The 16,099-nt window shown below is 74.3% G+C and carries 14 protein-coding genes and 1 pseudogene; 5 read left to right on the top strand and 10 right to left on the bottom strand.

The annotated features are described in order from the left end of the window. Positions 1-46 precede the first annotated feature (46 nt). Complete coding sequence (locus WJX68_RS08455; protein WP_340287722.1) at positions 47-640, top strand: TetR/AcrR family transcriptional regulator; 594 nt, start codon at positions 47-49, stop codon at positions 638-640. Positions 641-666: 26 nt separating this feature from the next. Here the strand turns inward: WJX68_RS08455 and WJX68_RS08450 are convergent, their stop codons facing one another. Then, the gene (locus WJX68_RS08450) at positions 667-1,077 is read right to left on the bottom strand and encodes a hypothetical protein (protein WP_340287721.1); all 411 of its coding nucleotides are present in this window, start codon (positions 1,075-1,077) and stop codon (positions 667-669) included. A gap of 77 nt (positions 1,078-1,154) precedes the next feature. Here WJX68_RS08450 and WJX68_RS08445 point away from each other — a divergent pair, with 77 nt between their 5' ends. Then, positions 1,155-2,996: a prolyl oligopeptidase family serine peptidase gene (locus WJX68_RS08445; RefSeq protein WP_340287720.1), complete on the top strand. Its 1,842-nt coding sequence runs from the start codon at positions 1,155-1,157 to the stop codon at positions 2,994-2,996. Between the two features lie 7 nt (positions 2,997-3,003). Here the strand turns inward: WJX68_RS08445 and arsC are convergent, their stop codons facing one another. The 3 genes from arsC to WJX68_RS08430 form a co-directional block, all read right to left on the bottom strand. Next, positions 3,004-3,348 carry an arsenate reductase (glutaredoxin) gene (gene arsC / locus WJX68_RS08440; RefSeq protein WP_340287719.1) on the bottom strand — a complete coding sequence of 115 codons (345 nt, stop codon included), beginning with the start codon at positions 3,346-3,348 and terminating at the stop codon, positions 3,004-3,006. A gap of 9 nt (positions 3,349-3,357) precedes the next feature. Continuing rightward, positions 3,358-4,698 carry an L-fucose:H+ symporter permease gene (gene fucP / locus WJX68_RS08435; protein WP_340287718.1) on the bottom strand — a complete coding sequence of 447 codons (1,341 nt, stop codon included), beginning with the start codon at positions 4,696-4,698 and terminating at the stop codon, positions 3,358-3,360. A 101-nt stretch (positions 4,699-4,799) separates the two neighbouring features. Next, positions 4,800-6,257 (bottom strand): catalase, encoded by a 1,458-nt coding sequence (locus WJX68_RS08430; protein ID WP_340287716.1) that lies wholly within the window; start codon positions 6,255-6,257, stop codon positions 4,800-4,802. Between the two features lie 170 nt (positions 6,258-6,427). Here WJX68_RS08430 and WJX68_RS08425 point away from each other — a divergent pair, with 170 nt between their 5' ends. Continuing rightward, positions 6,428-7,630 carry an MFS transporter gene (locus WJX68_RS08425; protein ID WP_340287715.1) on the top strand — a complete coding sequence of 401 codons (1,203 nt, stop codon included), beginning with the start codon at positions 6,428-6,430 and terminating at the stop codon, positions 7,628-7,630. A gap of 148 nt (positions 7,631-7,778) precedes the next feature. Beyond that, positions 7,779-8,801 carry an endonuclease/exonuclease/phosphatase family protein gene (locus tag WJX68_RS08420; protein WP_340287712.1) on the top strand — a complete coding sequence of 341 codons (1,023 nt, stop codon included), beginning with the start codon at positions 7,779-7,781 and terminating at the stop codon, positions 8,799-8,801. Positions 8,802-8,819: 18 nt separating this feature from the next. Here the strand turns inward: WJX68_RS08420 and WJX68_RS08415 are convergent. From WJX68_RS08415 to WJX68_RS08405, 3 genes and pseudogenes are all read right to left on the bottom strand, one after another. Further along, positions 8,820-9,890, bottom strand: a pseudogene (locus WJX68_RS08415) (aspartate-semialdehyde dehydrogenase); the annotation flags it as partial. A 7-nt stretch (positions 9,891-9,897) separates the two neighbouring features. Continuing rightward, positions 9,898-11,163 (bottom strand): aspartate kinase, encoded by a 1,266-nt coding sequence (locus tag WJX68_RS08410; protein ID WP_340287710.1) that lies wholly within the window; start codon positions 11,161-11,163, stop codon positions 9,898-9,900. A 207-nt stretch (positions 11,164-11,370) separates the two neighbouring features. After that, the gene (locus WJX68_RS08405; protein ID WP_340287708.1) at positions 11,371-11,889 is read right to left on the bottom strand and encodes a CGNR zinc finger domain-containing protein; all 519 of its coding nucleotides are present in this window, start codon (positions 11,887-11,889) and stop codon (positions 11,371-11,373) included. Between the two features lie 26 nt (positions 11,890-11,915). Here WJX68_RS08405 and WJX68_RS08400 point away from each other — a divergent pair, with 26 nt between their 5' ends. Further along, positions 11,916-12,083, top strand: a complete 168-nt coding sequence (locus WJX68_RS08400; RefSeq protein ID WP_340287707.1) for a hypothetical protein — start codon at positions 11,916-11,918, stop codon at positions 12,081-12,083. Here the strand turns inward: WJX68_RS08400 and WJX68_RS08395 are convergent. The 3 genes from WJX68_RS08395 to bar are packed head-to-tail and all read right to left on the bottom strand — an operon-like array spanning position 12,076 to position 16,083. Next, positions 12,076-13,485 (bottom strand): acyl-CoA synthetase, encoded by a 1,410-nt coding sequence (locus WJX68_RS08395; protein ID WP_340287705.1) that lies wholly within the window; start codon positions 13,483-13,485, stop codon positions 12,076-12,078. The genes WJX68_RS08400 and WJX68_RS08395 overlap by 8 nt on opposite strands. Next, the gene (locus WJX68_RS08390) at positions 13,467-14,966 is read right to left on the bottom strand and encodes a carboxyl transferase domain-containing protein (RefSeq protein WP_340287703.1); all 1,500 of its coding nucleotides are present in this window, start codon (positions 14,964-14,966) and stop codon (positions 13,467-13,469) included. The genes WJX68_RS08395 and WJX68_RS08390 overlap by 19 nt, the downstream gene beginning before the upstream one ends. Before the next feature lie 13 nt (positions 14,967-14,979). Next, the gene (gene bar / locus WJX68_RS08385; RefSeq protein WP_340287701.1) at positions 14,980-16,083 is read right to left on the bottom strand and encodes a barbiturase; all 1,104 of its coding nucleotides are present in this window, start codon (positions 16,081-16,083) and stop codon (positions 14,980-14,982) included. Positions 16,084-16,099 lie beyond the last annotated feature (16 nt).

Raw genomic sequence — 16,099 nt, 5'->3', positions numbered from 1 at the left:
CGGCCGGTGTACGGACGTCCCTCCCGACCCGCTAGGTTCGCCGATCATGGGACACCGCGAGGAGCTGCTGGACGGGGCCGCGCAGTGCCTCTACGAGAAGGGCTTCGGCCGGACGACCGCGCGCGACGTCGTGGCGGCCTCCGGCACGAACCTGGCCTCCATCGGCTACCACTTCGGGTCGAAGGACGCCCTGCTCACCGAGGCCCTGCTGCGTGCGACGACCGCCTGGGGCGAGGAGCTCGACCGGGCGCTCGCCGAGCCGGCGACCGGCACCACCGACCCGGAGCGCCGGGTCGAGGACACCTGGAGCCGGGTGGTCGGCCTGTTCTCCACCCAGCGACGGCTGTGGGCCACCCACGTCGAGGCCCTCGCCCAGGCCGAGCGCCTGCCCGAGCTGCGCGCGAAGCTCGCCGAGGCCCAGCGCGAGGTGCGCGAGGGCCTGGCCCTGACCTTCCACACCCTGCCCGACGACGACCCGGCCGCCGCCGACCGGCGCGTGCACGTGCTGGGCGCGGTCTACCAGGCCCTGCTGACCGGCGTCATGGTCCAGTGGATGCTCGACCCGGACACCGCACCGTCCGGTGTGGACATCGCCGAGGGGCTGCGCGCGATCGCCGACCGCGTCGACGCGCTCGCCTGACCCGCCGGCCGCCCGGCACGGGCGGCTCAGTGCCAGGGCTCGACGCGGCCGATCACGGTCCCGCCGCGGGACGCGCCGGGCTCGGCGACCCGCACCGAGAACGTCCCCAGCGCCAGGAACCGCAGGGTCACGGTGCTGCCCGCGCTGACGTCGATCGCCCGGCCCTGCTCGGGCACCAGCACCCGGCGCGCGACGTCGCTGCCCACGGTGAGCACCACCGTCGTGCCGCGCCGCACCCGCACGGTGGGCACCGCCGGGTCCGGTGTGGTCGCGACGTAGTCGAAGCGGACCGGGGTGAGGCCCTGCTCGTCGGCCGCGGCGACGACCGTCGGGCCGGCCGCGGCGGCACCGGCCGCCGTCCCGGCCGCACCGCAGCCCGCGACCGCCGGGGCGAGGACGAGCACCCCGGCGAGCAGCACCCGGGCCGGTCTCCGCATGTCCCCCATGCTGCCGGATCACCGGCCGGTGACCCCACCGTGCGGACCCGTTCGTGGCGTTCGGCACGATCGGGTCCGTGAGCCCGCACCCCACCGCACCCGTCCCCCCGGCGCTGTTCGACGACGAGCGCGAGCAGCGCTGGCGGTCCCGGTTCACCGCGGTGCGCATGTCCCGCCCGGGCTGGGCCCGCGACGCCCCGGCCCGCTCGGTGTACGTGTCCAACGCGACCGGCACCTTCGAGATCCACGCCTGGGACCGCGACTCCGGCGAGCACCACCGGGTCACCGAGCGGCGCAACGGCACCACCTCCGCGGTGCTGCCGCCCGACGGCGGGCAGGTGTGGTGGTTCGCCGACACCGACGGCGACGAGTTCGGCCACTGGGTCGCCCAGCCGTGGGGCACCGGCCCCGGCACCGCCACCACGCCCGCCGTGCCCGGTGCCGGCGACGGCTACCCCGCCGGCCTGGAGATCGGCCGCCGGGTCACCGCGGTCGGCGTGTCCACCGACGACGGCACCGTCCTGTCGGTGCACGGGCGCGGGTCCGGTGCGGACGCCCGCGAGATCTACCGGCACACCGAGGACGCCGGCGTCGGCGCGCTGTCGGAGGACGAGACGCTGCTCGCGATCTCCCACTCCGAGCACGGCGACTCCCGACACCCGTCGCTGCGGGTGCTCGACGTCGCTACCGGCGAGACCGTCGCCGAGCTGCACGACGGCCCCGGGAAGGGGCTCGCGCCGCTCGAGTTCTCCCCGGTCGCCGGGGACCAGCGCCTGCTCGTCGGGCACGAGCGGCGCGGCCGCGACGAGCTGCTGATCTGGGACCCGGTCACCGGGGCGGTCACCGAGCTCGCCCTCGACCTGCCCGGCGAGCTGGTCGGCGGCTTCACCCCGGACGCCGCGGCGCTGCTCGTCGCACACACCCACGCCGCGCGGACCCGGCTGTTCCGCCACGACCTCGCGTCCGGGGAGCTGACCGAGCTGGCGACGGCGCCGGGCTGCGTCGGCTCCGCCGAGGTCCGCGACGACGGCACCGTCGAGTACTCCGCGTCGTCGGCGGCGACGCCGTCGCAGATCCGGGCGCTGCGCCCGGACGGCTCCGACGACGTGCTCGTCGCGCCGCCCGGGGCGCGCCCGCCCGGCTCGGTCGCCGTCCGCGACGTGTGGACCGACGGCCCCGGCGGGCCGGTGCACAGCCTGGTGTCGCAGGCGCCCCGCGACGGCGACCGCGTCGCGCCGGCGGTGTTCGTGCTGCACGGCGGCCCGCACGCCGCCGACGAGGACCGCTTCGACGCCGGCCGCGCCACCTGGGTGGAGGCCGGGTTCACCGTCGTCGAGGTCAACTACCGCGGCTCCACCGGCTACGGCTCGGCCTGGCGGGACGCGATCGAGGGGCGCCCGGGCCTGACGGAGCTGGCCGACGTCGCCGCGGTGCAGGACGCGCTGGTCGCCGACGGGACCGTCGACGCCGGCCGGTGCGCCGTCGACGGCTGGTCCTGGGGCGGCTACCTGGCGCTGCTCGCGGCGGGCACCCAGCCGGGACGGTGGGCCGCGGTCGTCGCCGGGGTGCCGGTGGCCGACTACGTCGCCGCCTACGCCGACGAGATGGAGCAGCTGCGCGCGTTCGACCGGGCACTGTTCGGCGGCTCCCCCGACGAGCTGCCCGACCTGTACCGGGAGGCCTCGCCGCTCACCTACGTCGACGAGGTCCGGGTGCCGGTCCTGGTGCTCGCCGGGGAGAACGACCCGCGCTGCCCGATCCGGCAGATCGACAACTACCTCGACGCGCTCGCCGCGCGCGGGGACGTGTCCTACGAGGTCAGCCGGTTCGACGCCGGGCACGGCTCGCTGGTCGTGTCCGACCAGCTGGACCTCGTCGCGACCGAGGTCGACTTCGTGCGCCGCGCGCTGGTGCGCTGAGGGCCCGCTACGCCTCGAGCAGGCCCAGCACGTTCTCCGGCGGCCTGCCGAGCACGGCCCGGCCGCCGTCGAGCACGACCGGCCGCTCGATCAGCCGCGGCTCGGCGGCCAGTGCGTCGAGCAGGGTGTCGCGGTCGGCGCCGGAGAGCCCCTGCTCGCGGAACGCGGGCTCTCCGGTGCGGGTGATCGCCAGCGGGTCCTCGGTGCCGAGCGCGGCCAGCACCACCTCCAGCTCGGCGCGGGTCGGCGGGTCGTCGAGGTAGCGGCGCACCGAGGGCTCCACGCCGTGCCCGGTCAGCAGCGCGAGGGTGGCGCGGGACTTCGAGCAGCGCGGGTTGTGCCAGATCTCCACCGGCCCACCCTAGGTCCGGACGGGCTCGGCCGGGGCGCTCACGCCGGCCCGCAGGTTGCTGCGGAAGTACAGCGCGATCGCGGCGAAGCACGCCGCGGACACGACGAACGACATCTGCAGCGACCCGAGCGCGTCCGACACCGCCCCCTGCACGACGGGGACCACGGCCCCGCCCACGATGGCCATGACCAGCACCGCGCCCGCCGTCTCCTGGTGACGCTTGTCGTCGACGGTGTCGAGGGTCTGCCCGAAGATCGTCGGCCAGCACGGCCCCATCAGCAGGTTCGACGCGATGACCAGCCACACCGCGAGCGCGGCCGGGCCGAGCGCGGCCACGAGCAGCAGCACGGCCCCGAGCCCGCAGTAGACGACGAGCACCCGGGCCGCGGAGAAGCGCGCGATCAGCACGTTCGCCACGAACTTGCCCGCCAGGAAGCAGACGAAGCCGAGGATCATGAAGTCGGTCGCGTCGCGCTCGTTGAGCCCCGGGTACAGCTCCAGCCCGAGCCGGATCGTGAACGACCAGACCGCCGTCTGCAGCCCGACGTAGAGGAACTGCGCGACGATGCCCTTGCGGTACTGGGCGGTGCGCGCCAGCACCCGCAGGGTCTCGCCGAGCCCGGCCCGGTGCAGGTCGCCCGCGGCCCGGTCGCCGGTGGGCCGCGCCGCCGGGTAGTCGGTGACCAGGAACAGCACGAGCAGGCAGACCAGCACGACCAGGATGAACTGGTACGGCCGCAGCGTGTTGAGCAGCAGCGCCTCGCCGAGCGCCTGGCGGGCCCCGGGCGTCGGGGCGGCGTCCATCTGCGCCTCGATCGAGTCGCCGGTCCCGAAGATCAGGTACTTCCCCAGGATCACGCCGGCGAGGTTCCCGAGCGGGGTGAAGGTCTGGGAGATGTTGAGCCGGAGCGTCGCGGTGCGGCGCGGGCCGAGCATGGACGAGTAGGTGTTCGCGCTGGTCTCGAGGAAGCTCAGGCCGACCGCGATCGCGAAGATGCAGAACAGGAACATCCCGTACGTGGCGAGCGTGCTCGCCGGGAAGAACAGCCCGCAGCCGGCGATGTAGACGACCAGCCCGATCAGCACCCCGACCTTGTAGGAGGTGCGCCGGATGATCCGCGACGCCGGGATCGCGACGAGGAAGTAGCCGCCGTAGAAGGCGGACTGGACGAAGGCCGTCGCGGCGTCGGACAGCGTGAAGACGTGCTTGAACTGGGTGATCAGGATGTCGTTCAGCCCCGCGGCGGCGCCCCACATCGGGAACAGCAGCGACAGCAGCAGGAACTGGAACCACGGGATGCGGTCGAGGTAGCCCGAGTCCAGCTGGCGGGCCGGGTTCCGGATCAGCACGCTGCGCCCCCTTGCGCCGACGACGGTGTCGGGCCGCAACGTAACCCGGCGCGGCCCCGCACCGCGACGGGTGCGGCGCCGCGCCGGGCGGTCGCGCCGGGTCAGCCGCCGTTGCGCACGGCCTGCTCGATCCGGTCGCCGATGCTCTTGTCGACGTTGCGCCAGTACTCGAAGGCGCGCTGCAGGACCGGCTCGGAGACGCCGTCGAGCAGGTGGCCCGCGACGTTGCCGACGAAGCGCTCGCGGGCGGCGTCGTCGAAGACCTCGCGGACCATGATCCCGGCCTGGCCCCAGTCGTCGTCGTCCTCGCGCAGCGTGTACGCGCTGCGGACCATGTCGCCGTCGGCGTACCAGAGGGCCTCCGACACCCGCTTCGGGTCGGCCTGCGGGCCGCCGTAGGAGTTGGGCGCGTAGATCGGGTCACGGGTGTTCGTGATCCGCATGGCGCCGTCCTTCTGGTAGTTGTTCACCTCGCTGCGCGGCGCGTTGACCGGGATCTGCTTGTAGTTGACGCCGAGCCGGGCGCGGTGGGCGTCGGCGTAGGAGAACCCGCGGGCGAGCAGCATCTTGTCCGGCGAGAGCCCGGTGCCGGGCACCAGGTTGTTCGGCTCGAACGCGGCCTGCTCCATCTCGGCGTGGTAGTCCTCGACGTTGCGGTCCAGCGTCAGCGTCCCGACCTTGATCAGCGGGTAGTCGCCGTGCGGCCACACCTTGGTCAGGTCGAACGGGTTGTACCGGTAGGTCGTGGCGTCGGCGAACGGCATGACCTGCACGTACAGCGTCCAGGACGGGTGGTCGCCCGCCTCGATGGAGTGGTAGAGGTCGGCCTGGTGGTGGTCGGGGTCCGAGCCCGCGAGCGTGTCCGCCTCGTCCTGGGTCAGGCACTCCACGCCCTGGTCGGACTTGAAGTGGTACTTCACCCAGACCAGCTCGCCGGCCTCGTTGATCCAGCTGTAGGTGTGGCTGGAGTAGCCGTTCATCTGCCGCCAGGTGCTCGGGATGCCCCGGTCGCCCATCAGCCAGGTGACCTGGTGCGCGGACTCGGGCGAGAGCGTCCAGAAGTCCCACTGCATGTCGTGGTCGCGCAGGTTGTTCGCGACACGCCGCTTCTGGCTGCGGATGAAGTGCTGGAACTTCATGGGGTCGCGGACGAAGAAGACCGGCGTGTTGTTGCCGACCATGTCCCAGTTGCCCTCGGTCGTCCACAGCTTCAGCGAGAAGCCGCGCGGGTCGCGCCAGGTGTCGGGGCTGCCCCGCTCGCCCGCGACGGTCGAGAACCGGATGACACCGCGCGTCTCGGCGCCGGGCTGCAGGAACGCGGCCCTGGTGTACTGCGAGACGTCCTCGGTGGTCTCGAACCGCGCGAACGCACCACCGCCCTTGGCGTGCGGCTGGCGCTCCGGGATGCGCTCGCGGTTGAAGTTCGCCATCTGCTCGATGAGGTAGTGGTCGTTGAGCAGCAGCGGGCCGTCGGGGCCGATGGTCAGCGAGTGCTCGTCGCTGGCGACCGGGCTGCCGCCGTCGGTGGTGGTGGGCTTGGGCTGGTGCGACGTGGTCACGGCCGAGCCTCCTCGCGCGTGGTGGGTGGGGCGGGCCTGCCGGGTCCCCCTCCGGACCACGGGTCCCGTCCCGCCGTCCGGTGACCCGTCACCGGACGGGTGCCCGGGCTCGGGCGAACGAAACGGAAACCGGTGCGCGACGACGGCGGGCCCCGGGTCAGGATGGGGGCGTGTCCGACGCCGTCACCACCGCCCACCGCGCCGGTCCCGGCGCCTTCGCCGACGTCCTGCGCCTGCCGGGGGTCGGCGCGGTCACGGCGATCGGGATGGCGGCGCGGATCCCGGCGACGGCCGTCGGCGTCACCCTGACCCTGCACACGGTCACCGCCCTCGGTCACGGCTACGGCGCCGCGGGCCTGGTCGCCGCCGCCGTGCCGACCGGGATGGCGATCGGCTCCCCGCTGCTCGGCTCGGTGGTCGACCGGTACGGGCTGCGCCCGGTGCTCGCCCTCACGATGACGGCCGGGGCGCTGTTCTGGTCGGTCGCACCGCTGCTCGGCTACGCCGGTCTGCTCGGCGCCGCGTTCGTCGCCGGCGTGCTGACGCTGCCGGTGTTCTCGCTGATCCGCCAGGTCATCGCGGCCACGGTGCCGTCGGCGCAGCGGCGGCCGGCGTTCGCGCTGGACTCGATGACGGTCGAGATCTCCTACATGACCGGCCCGGCGGTCGGCTCGCTGCTGACGGTCTGGCTCGGGTCCGCGACGACGATGCGTGTCGTCGGGGCCGGGTTCGTCCTCGCCGGGCTCGCGCTGTGGCGGCTGGACCCGCCCGTGCGCGCCGACCGCCCCGGTGACGCCGCGGCCACCCCCGCCGGACCGCGCCCGCCGCTGAAGAGCTGGCTGACGCGTCCGCTGGTCGGTGCGCTGCTGACCGTCACCGCGGCCGTCGTCGCGATCATGGGCACGGAGTTCGCGTTCATCGCCGCGCTGACCTCGGAGGGGCAGGCGTGGGCGATCGCGCTGGTCAACGCGGTGTGGTGCCTGGCGTCGCTGGTCGGCGGGTTCCTCTACGGCGCCGCCCGCCGCGCCGTCCCGCTGCCACTGCTGCTCGCGGCACTCGGGCTCGCGACGCTGCCCGCGGCCCTGGCCTGGACGTGGTGGAGCCTGCTGTTCCTGCTCGTGCCCGCCGGCCTGGTGACGGCGGCGACGCTCGCGGCGGGCAGCGCCGCGATCGGCGACCTCGCACCGGACCGGGTCCGCGGGCTGGTCACCGGGCTGCAGGGCTCGGCGACGACGCTGGGGATCGCGCTGGCCACCCCGCTGTCGGGGTTCCTGGTCGACGCGGCCTCGCCCGCGGCGGCGATCGTCGTGTGCGGGTCGGTGGCCGTGCTGGGCGCGGTCGCCGCGGCGGCGCTGCTGCGCACCGGGCGCTGACCCGGCCGCCGTCGGCCCGCACCGCCGCGACGGCGAACGGCCGACGAGCGGTCGCGCAACCCGATGGCTGAGAGCGTCCACAGGCGATCGGCGCATCACACCCGTCGGACGCGGCGACCGGGTACGCCGCTGCGGCAGACTGGACCGAGTGAGCGCACCGCCCCACTCCGACCCCGAGACCCAGCCCATCCGCCGCGGACGGCCGCGCCGCCGCTTCGGCCGGGTCCGGTGGGGCTTCGCACTGCTGCTCGGCGCCGCGGCCGCGACCGCGGTGCTGCCCGACGTCGTCGGCCTCGACGCGCACTCGCCCTTCGCGCAGCTCATCGCGTTCCGGCCGGTCCTGGTCGGGGCGCTCGCGGTGCTCGTCGTGGTGGGGCTGCTCGTCACCGTGTTCGCCCGGCGGTTCTGGCCGGTCCCGCTCGTGCTCGCGCTGGTCGCGGTGGCCGGGGCGGGCATGGTAGCCCCGCGGACCGTCGCGACGACCACGCCCGCGGCCGGCGGCGCGACGCTGAAGGTCCTGGCGCTCAACGTCTACGAGGGCGAGGCCGACGCCGACTCGCTCGCCGCGCTGATCGCCGCCGAGAAGCCCGACATCGTCTCGATCCCGGAGTCCGGCGGCCGCTACAAGCAGCAGCTGGAGCCGCTGCTCACGCCGCTGGGCTACCGGCTGGAGGCCTCGGTGTCCCCGCGCCGCGACGACGTCACCGGCAACACCGTGGCGATCTCCGAGCGGCTCGGCGACGTCCGCACCGACGTCGGCGAGGACACCCGCTTCCCCTACATGGAGGCGACCGGCGGCGGGCTCGGGGACCTGCGCTTCGTCGCGTTCCACTCGGTCGCGCCCACCCCGCGCGCGGTCGGGCAGTGGCGCGAGGACCTCGGACAGCTGCCCCGGTGGTGCACCGGGAGCACCCCGGCCGTGGTCGCGGGGGACTTCAACGCCTCGCTCGACCACTCGGTGTTCCGCGAGGCGACCGCCGGCTGCGGCGACGCGGGCGCGCAGACCGGCAACGGCCTGACCGGGACCTGGCCGACCTGGGCGCCGGAGTGGCTGGGCCCGCAGATCGACCACGTGCTGTTCACCGGCGGGATCTCCGCCGAGTCGTTCGCGGTGCACCTGGTGCCGGGCACCGACCACCGGGCGCTGGTGACGACGCTGCGACTGCCCTGACCCGTACACGACGGCGGCCGCGGCGACCGTCTCCGCCACCTCGTAGGTGTTCAGGGCCGCACCCTTGCGCAGGTTGTCCCCGCACACGAACAGCTCCAGGGTGTTCGGGAAGTCCAGCGACTGCCGGATCCGGCCCACCACGGTCGGGTCCCCGCCGACGACGTCGGCCGGGGTCGGCCACTCGCCCGCGGCCGGATCGTCGTTCACGACGATCGTCGGCTGCGCGGCGAGCACCTTGCGGGCCGCCTCCACCGAGACCTCCGAGGAGAAGGTCGCGTGGATCGCCAGCGCGTGCGTGGTGACGACCGGGACGCGCACGCAGGTCGCGGAGACCTTCAGGTCCGGGATGCCCAGGATCTTGCGGGACTCGTTGCGGACCTTCAGCTCCTCCGACGACCAGCCGTCGTCCTTGAGCGAGCCGGCCCACGGAACGACGTTGAGCGCCAGCGGCGCCGGGAACGGCGAGCCCTCCTCCGAACCGACCTTGACCCCGGCCTTGCGCAGCGCCTCGGCGACGTCACCGGAGCGGTTGCCCGCGCCGGCGCCGGCGAGCGCCTCGATCTCGGCGTAGAGCTGGTCGATGCCGGGCTGCCCGGCACCGGACGCCGCCTGGTACGACGACACGACCAGCGCCTCCAGGCCGAACTCGCGGTGCAGCGCGCCCATCGCCGCCATCATCGACAGCGTCGTGCAGTTCGGGTTGGCGATGATGCCCTTGGGGCGCTCGGTCACCTTCTCCGGGTTGACCTCGGGCACCACCAGCGGCACCTCGGGGTCCATCCGGAACGCGCCGGAGTTGTCGACGGCGATCGCACCGCGGGAGGCGGCGATCGGCGCCCACTCGGCGGAGACCTCGTCGGGGACGTCGAACATGGCGATGTCGACGCCGTCGAAGACCTCGGGCTTCAGCTCCAGGACGGTGATGTCCTGGCCGCGGACCGTCAGCACCTTGCCGGCGCTGCGGGCCGAGGCGATCAGGCGGATCTCGCCCCACGGCACCGACTCGCGGGAGTCGATGATCTCGATCATCGTGGTGCCGACGGCACCGGTCGCGCCGACGAGCGCGAGGACGGGTGAGTCCATGGCCATCGTCAGCTCACCGGCCCGTTCCGGCGGCGACCACCGCGTCGTCCTCGGCGCCGAGCTCGAAGGCCTCGTGCAGGGCCTTCACGGCGTCGTCGAGCTGGTCGGAGCGGCAGATCACCGAGATCCGGATCTCCGAGGTGTTCATGGTCTCGATGTTGATCCCGGCGTCGGACAGCGCCTCGCAGAACTTCGCGGTGACGCCCGGGTGGTTGCGCATGCCCGCGCCGACCAGCGAGACCTTGCCGATGTCGTTGTCGTAGATCAGCTCGGTGAAGCCGATCTCCGGCTTCGCGCGCTCCAGCGCCGCGACGGCGGTGTCGCCGTCGGTGCGGGGCAGCGAGAACGTGATGTCGGTCTTCTTGTCCGACACGTTGGAGATGTTCTGCAGGACCATGTCGATGTTGATCTCCGCGTCGGCGACCGTGCGGAAGATCTTCGCCGCCATGCCGGGGGTGTCCGGCACGCCGGTGACGGTGATCTTGCCCTCGGACCGGTCGTGCGCGACGCCGGTGATGATCGGATTCTCCAACGGGATCTCCTCGATCGAGCCGGAGACCAGGGTGCCCGGCTTGTCGTTGTAGGAACTGCGGACCCGCAGCGGGACGCCGTAGCGGCGGGCGTACTCGACGGCGCGCAGGTGCAGGACCTTCGCGCCGGACGCGGCGAGCTCGAGCATCTCCTCGTAGGTCACCGTCTCCAGCAGGCTGGCCTTGGAGACGATCCGCGGGTCGGCGGTGTAGACGCCGTCGACGTCGGAGTAGATCTCGCAGACGTCGGCGTTCAGCGCGGCGGCCAGCGCGACGGCGGTGGTGTCCGACCCGCCGCGGCCCAGCGTGGTGATGTCGCGGGAGTCCGCGCTCATGCCCTGGAAGCCGGCGACGAGGACGATGTGCCCCTCGTCGAGGGCCTCGCGCAGCCGCCACGGGTTGACCTCGGTGATGCGGGCGTCACCGTGCTTGGACGTGGTGAGCATGCCCGCCTGGGAGCCGGTGAACGAGCGTGCCTCGGCGCCGAGGGAGTGGATCGCCATCGCGACGAGCGCGTTCGAGATCCGCTCACCGGCGGTGAGGAGCATGTCCATCTCCCGCAGCGGCGGCTTCGGCGAGATCTGCTCGGCGAGATCGGTCAGCTCGTCGGTGGTGTCCCCCATGGCGGACACGACGACGACGACGTCATGGCCCTCCTTGCGGGTACGGACGATGCGCTCGGCGACCTTCTTGATCCGCTCCGCGTTCTCGACCGACGAACCGCCGTACTTCTGCACGACGAGGGCCACGCCGACCTCCAATCCTGGCTCCGCGGTGGGAGCCGTCGGGTGCTCTCTTCTCGACCGCCGGGGTGCGCGGGTGACGCACCGGCGGCGCTGGTCGGAACGGCACACTACCGGCGGACGGCACCCCATTTCAGGCTCTGGCCGGGCGCTGATGACCCAGACCACACGTGCTCGCCAGGGGACACCCGCTCGGGTATCCCGCGCGTGCGCTCAGGCCGCGACGCGACGGCGGTGCCGGCGCACCGCGTCGGTGTTCCCGCAGCGTGCGCTGCAGTAGCGCTGCCGCCCGCCGCGGGAGACGTCGGCGTAGACGCGGGTGCAGCCGTCGGCGGCGCACCGGCCGAGCCGGTCCATCCCCCGGGTAGCCAGGTGGGTGGCCGTGCCGGTGGCGAGCAGGGCGCGCAGCACCCCGGCCAGGCCGAGGCCGTCGTCGCGGTGGTGCAGGTGCCAGTGGCCGTCGTGGTCGGTGAGCCGCGGCGGGCCGGTGGCCTCGGCGAGCAGGGCGTTGAGCGGGCGCGCCCGCTCCGCGCCCGGTGCCGCGTCGACGACCTCCTCCCAGCGGGCCAGGAAGGCGCGGACCGCGGGCAGGTCGGCCGGCTCGGGCTCCCAGTCCCGCGTCACCCCCGCGGCGAGGCAGCGCGCGACGAGCGCGTCGAGGGTGCCCGGCGGGTCGTTCACCAGGTCCACGGCGAGCCGCACCGGATCCCGGCCGTAAGGGTTGATGTGCACTGAGCCATTACAGCAGCGTGGTCGTCGTGAGCACACCCCTGGACCACGAATGGCGCACGACGTCCCGGCACCGCACCTCCGACGGCGTCGTGAGCTACCAGCGCTGCCGGTGCGGGGCCTGGCGGATCCGGCTCGCCGCACCCCGCGACGCCACCGTCGCCGCGAGCACCGGGCGCGACCGGGCCGTCAGGTGAGGAGCTTCTTCTGGACCTTGCCCATGGGGTTGCGGGGCAGGTCGTCGAGGAAGACGACCTCGCGGGGGCGTTTGTGCCAGGACAGCTGTGCGGCGACGTGGTCGATCAGGGCCTGGGCGTCGCGGCCGTCGCCGACGACGTAGGCGACGATCTTCTGGCCGAGGTCGGGGTCGGGGGCGCCGACGACGGCGACCTCGGACACGGCGGGGTGGTCGAGCAGGACGGCCTCGATCTCGCCGGAGCCGACGCGGTAGCCGCCGGACTTGATGAGGTCGACCGACTCGCGGCCGACGATGCGGTGGAATCCGTCGGGGTCGCGCACGGCGAGGTCGCCGGTGCGGAACCAGCCCTGGCCTGCCCAGCACTCGTCGTCGGCGTCGGGGCGGCCCCGGTAGCCGTCGAACAGCATCGGGCCGCGGACCTGCAGGCGGCCGATGGTCTCGCCGTCGTCGGGGACGGGGCCGGCATCGGTGGCGTCGGTGGCGTCGTCGGTGGCGTCGTCGGTGGCCGGGAGCAGCCGGGTCTCGGCGCCGGGGACGGGCAGGCCGACCCAGCCGGCGCGGCGTTCGCCGTCGGCGTGCGCGGAGAGGGTGATCATGGTTTCGGTCATGCCGTAGCGCTCGACGGGCGCCTGGCCGGTGAGGGCGGCGATGCGGTCGAACAGGGTGGCGGGCAGGGGTGCGCTGCCGGAGACCAGGAGCCGGGCCCGGCCGAGTGCGCGGGCGGCGTCGGGTTCGTCGACGATGCGGTTCCACACGGTGGGGACGCCGAAGTACATGGTGGCGTCGACCGCGGCGTAGCGGGCGGGTTGGGGTTTGACGGTGTGGATCACGCGGGAGCCGCGGCGCAGTGATCCGAGGACGCCGAGGATCAGGCCGTGGACGTGGAACAGGGGCAGGCCGTGGGCGACGGTGTCCTCGGGGGTCCAGTCCCAGACCTGGTAGAGGGCGTCGAGGCCGGCGGCGATCGCGGTGCCGGAGAGCTGGGCGCCCTTGGGGCGGCCGGTGGTGCCGGAGGTGTAGAGCAGCATCGCGGTGGCGGCGGGGTCGACCGGGCGTGGGGCGATGGGCTGCGAGCCGGGTAGGACCACGGGGAGGTCGACGTCGTCGGGCAGCTCTCCGGCCCAGGCGGTGGCGCCGGAGTCGGTGAGGACGTGGCCGCGTTCGGCGGGCCCGGAGTCCGGGGGGACGGGCACGACCGGGACGCCGGCGAGGATGGCGGCGGTGATGGCGACGACGGTGTCGATCGAGGGGGTCGCGTGCACGGCGAGGGGGCCGTGGTCGGGGAGGCTGGCGGCGAGGCGGCCGGCCCGGTCGAGGAGCTCGGCGCGGGACAGCACGTCGTCGCCGACGGTGACGGCACGCTCCAGGTCCCGGGGATCGGTCAGCGAGGTGAGCAGCAAGGTCGGTCTCCCGGTCGTGGGGTTCGGTACGAGTTCAGTGGAGGGTGGGTGCCCGCGGCGCGCGGGATCTCCTCCGCGAGCGCGGCCCGCATCCGGGCGACGAACGCGGCGGGCTCGTCGGCGGCGTCCGGACACTCCTCGACGATCCGGTCCACCGCCCCGAGCGCCAGCAGGTCGGCGCTGCGCACCCGCTGCGCGGCGACGGTCTCCGGCGCCCGGCCGGGCGTGCCGTGCACGATGATCGACGCCCCCTCCGGCGGGAGCGGGGTCAGCCACCCGTGCCGGGCCGCGAGGACCCGGTCGGCGGGCAGCAGGGCCAGTGCCGCGCCACCGCCACCCTGCCCGAGCAGCACCGACACGACGGGCACGCCCGGGGCGCCCAGCTCGGCCAGGCACCGCGCGATCTCCCCCGCGAGCGCCCCCTGCTCCGCGGCGGGCGAGAGCTCGGCCCCGGCCGTGTCGACGACCGTCACCGGGGGCAGGCGCAGCTCCCGCGCGAGCCGGATCCCCCGGCGGGCGACCCGCAGGTCGGCGGGGCCCGCCGCCCGTGCGGCGGTCCGGTCCTGCCCGACCAGGACGCACGGCGAGGTCCCGAACCGGGTCAGGCACAGCACGGTCGCCGCGGCCGTCTCGCCGGCGCCGGTGCCGTGCAGCAGCACGGTGTCCGGGTCGGTGAGCAGGTCGCGCACGCCCGGCCGGTCGGGTCGCCGGGTCGCGGTGACCGAGGTCCACGCGTCGGGCGGGGGCCCCGGCGCCGGATCGGACTCCGGCACCGGCGGGACCGGTGCCGGACCGCGGCGGGTGAGCGCGGCGACCCGGCGCAGCACCCCGGCGAACCCGGCGGTGTCGAGCACGGCGTCGACGACGCCGTGCGCGTACAGGTTCTCCGCGGTCTGCACCCCCGCCGGGAAGGCCGACCCGGTCAGCCCCCGGTACACCTTCGGCCCGAGGAACCCGACGAGCGCGCCCGGCTCGGCCGCGGTGAGCGACCCGAGCGACCCCCAGGACGCGAGCGACCCGCCGGTCGTCGGGTGCCGCAGGTGCACGAGGACCGGCAGCCCGGCCCGGCGGTGTGCCGCGACCGCCCGGGCGATCCCCGTCATCGCGAGGAAGGCCGGTGTCCCGTCCTGCATCCGCGTGCCGCCGGAGGCCGGCGCCAGCACCAGCGGGAGCCCGGCCGCCGTCGCCCGCCCGGCCGCGGCGACGATCCGCGCGGCCGCGACGGTGCCGCCCGACCCGGCGAGGAAGCCGAACTCGCTGCAGACCACCGCCACCCGGACCCCGCCGGACCGGCCCTCGCCGGTCACGACCGACTCGTCGGTCCCGGCGCGGGCGCGGGCCCGGTCGAGCTCGGCGCGGTACCCGGTGGACGCCCCGGGCGGGGGTCCCGCCGGGGTGTCCCAGGTCCGGAAGGAACCGGGGTCGAGCACCGCGTCGAGGTAGCCCGACGACGCCGGACGGACGGGCTCGGGGACCGTCACCGCTGCCCGCCGCTCAGCCCAGGTCGACGATGGCGGCGACCGGGCCGCCGCCCTCGGGACCCTGGTGGGCGGCCGACACCGACACGAACACGGCCGGGTCGCCGGTCACGGCCGCCGTGACCCCGCCGACGCAGGACTTGATCTGGCGGTGCCAGTGCACGTCGGAGTCGTCGAGCATCGCGTTGCGCCGGCCGCGGACGGTGCCGTCCTGCGACGCCTCGCACTTGAGGAACACGTTGACCAGGCGGCCGTCCAGGTCGGAGGTGTGCGGCCGCTCGGGCAGGTCCAGGCCCGCGTCGCGGATCGCGTTCCAGATGCCGTCGGCGTCGAGCGCGTCGGTCATGACCGAGTGCCCGATCCGGTAGCGGCCACCGACCCCGGTCGCGTTCCCGACCACGACGATCTGCGCCCGGTCCAGCTCGACGCCCGACGAGCAGGACGCCACCGCGGAGTAGAGGTCGCGGTCGTGCATGACGTCGGCGTCGGCCGGCATCCCGATCTCGCCGAGCGCGACCGCGACGCCGAGCGCGGTGCACCCGTTGGACAGGTCCATCGACTCGTGGGTGTGCTCGGTCCACACCGTCTTCCCGCGGGACTTCGCGTCGCGGATGGTGTGGATGGTCAGCAGCGGGGTCTTGGTCTGGACGTAGTGCACGTCGGCGGGGTCGGTGATGCCGGCCTTCTTCATCGCGGCCTGCACCGCGTCGGCCACCTTGGTGATCATCGGCGTGCGGCCGATGTCCTCCGGGGCCAGCTGCTCGCTCATCGCGAACCCGACGGTCAGGCGGGGCTCGTCGGAGGGCACGACGTCCTCCGGCGGGACGGTCGCGAAGATCGTCGCGTGCGGGCTGATGACGCCGTCGGTGCCGCCGGACCAGACGATCGGGACCTCCCGGACCTGCTCGGCCGGGGCGCCCTTCGCGATCAGCACCTCGCGGAAGGCGCGGTCGGCGATGATGCGGGTGTAGTCGTTGACCCCGCCGTTCCCCTCGGTCTTGCCGATGATCGCGACGACCCGGTCGGCGTGCAGGACCCCGTCGTCGATCAGCGTCGCGAGCTCGCTCGCGTCGGCCACGGAGTGGATCGGGACCTTGCGCACCTCGATGGCGTCGGGCATGACGGACTCTCCTTCT

It is taken from the genome of Pseudonocardia spirodelae (assembly GCF_037727765.1).
Lineage (GTDB): Bacteria > Actinomycetota > Actinomycetes > Mycobacteriales > Pseudonocardiaceae > Pseudonocardia > Pseudonocardia spirodelae.
The sequence above is the reverse complement of the archived record's forward strand: the minus strand, read 5'-3'. Positions and strand labels throughout refer to the sequence as shown.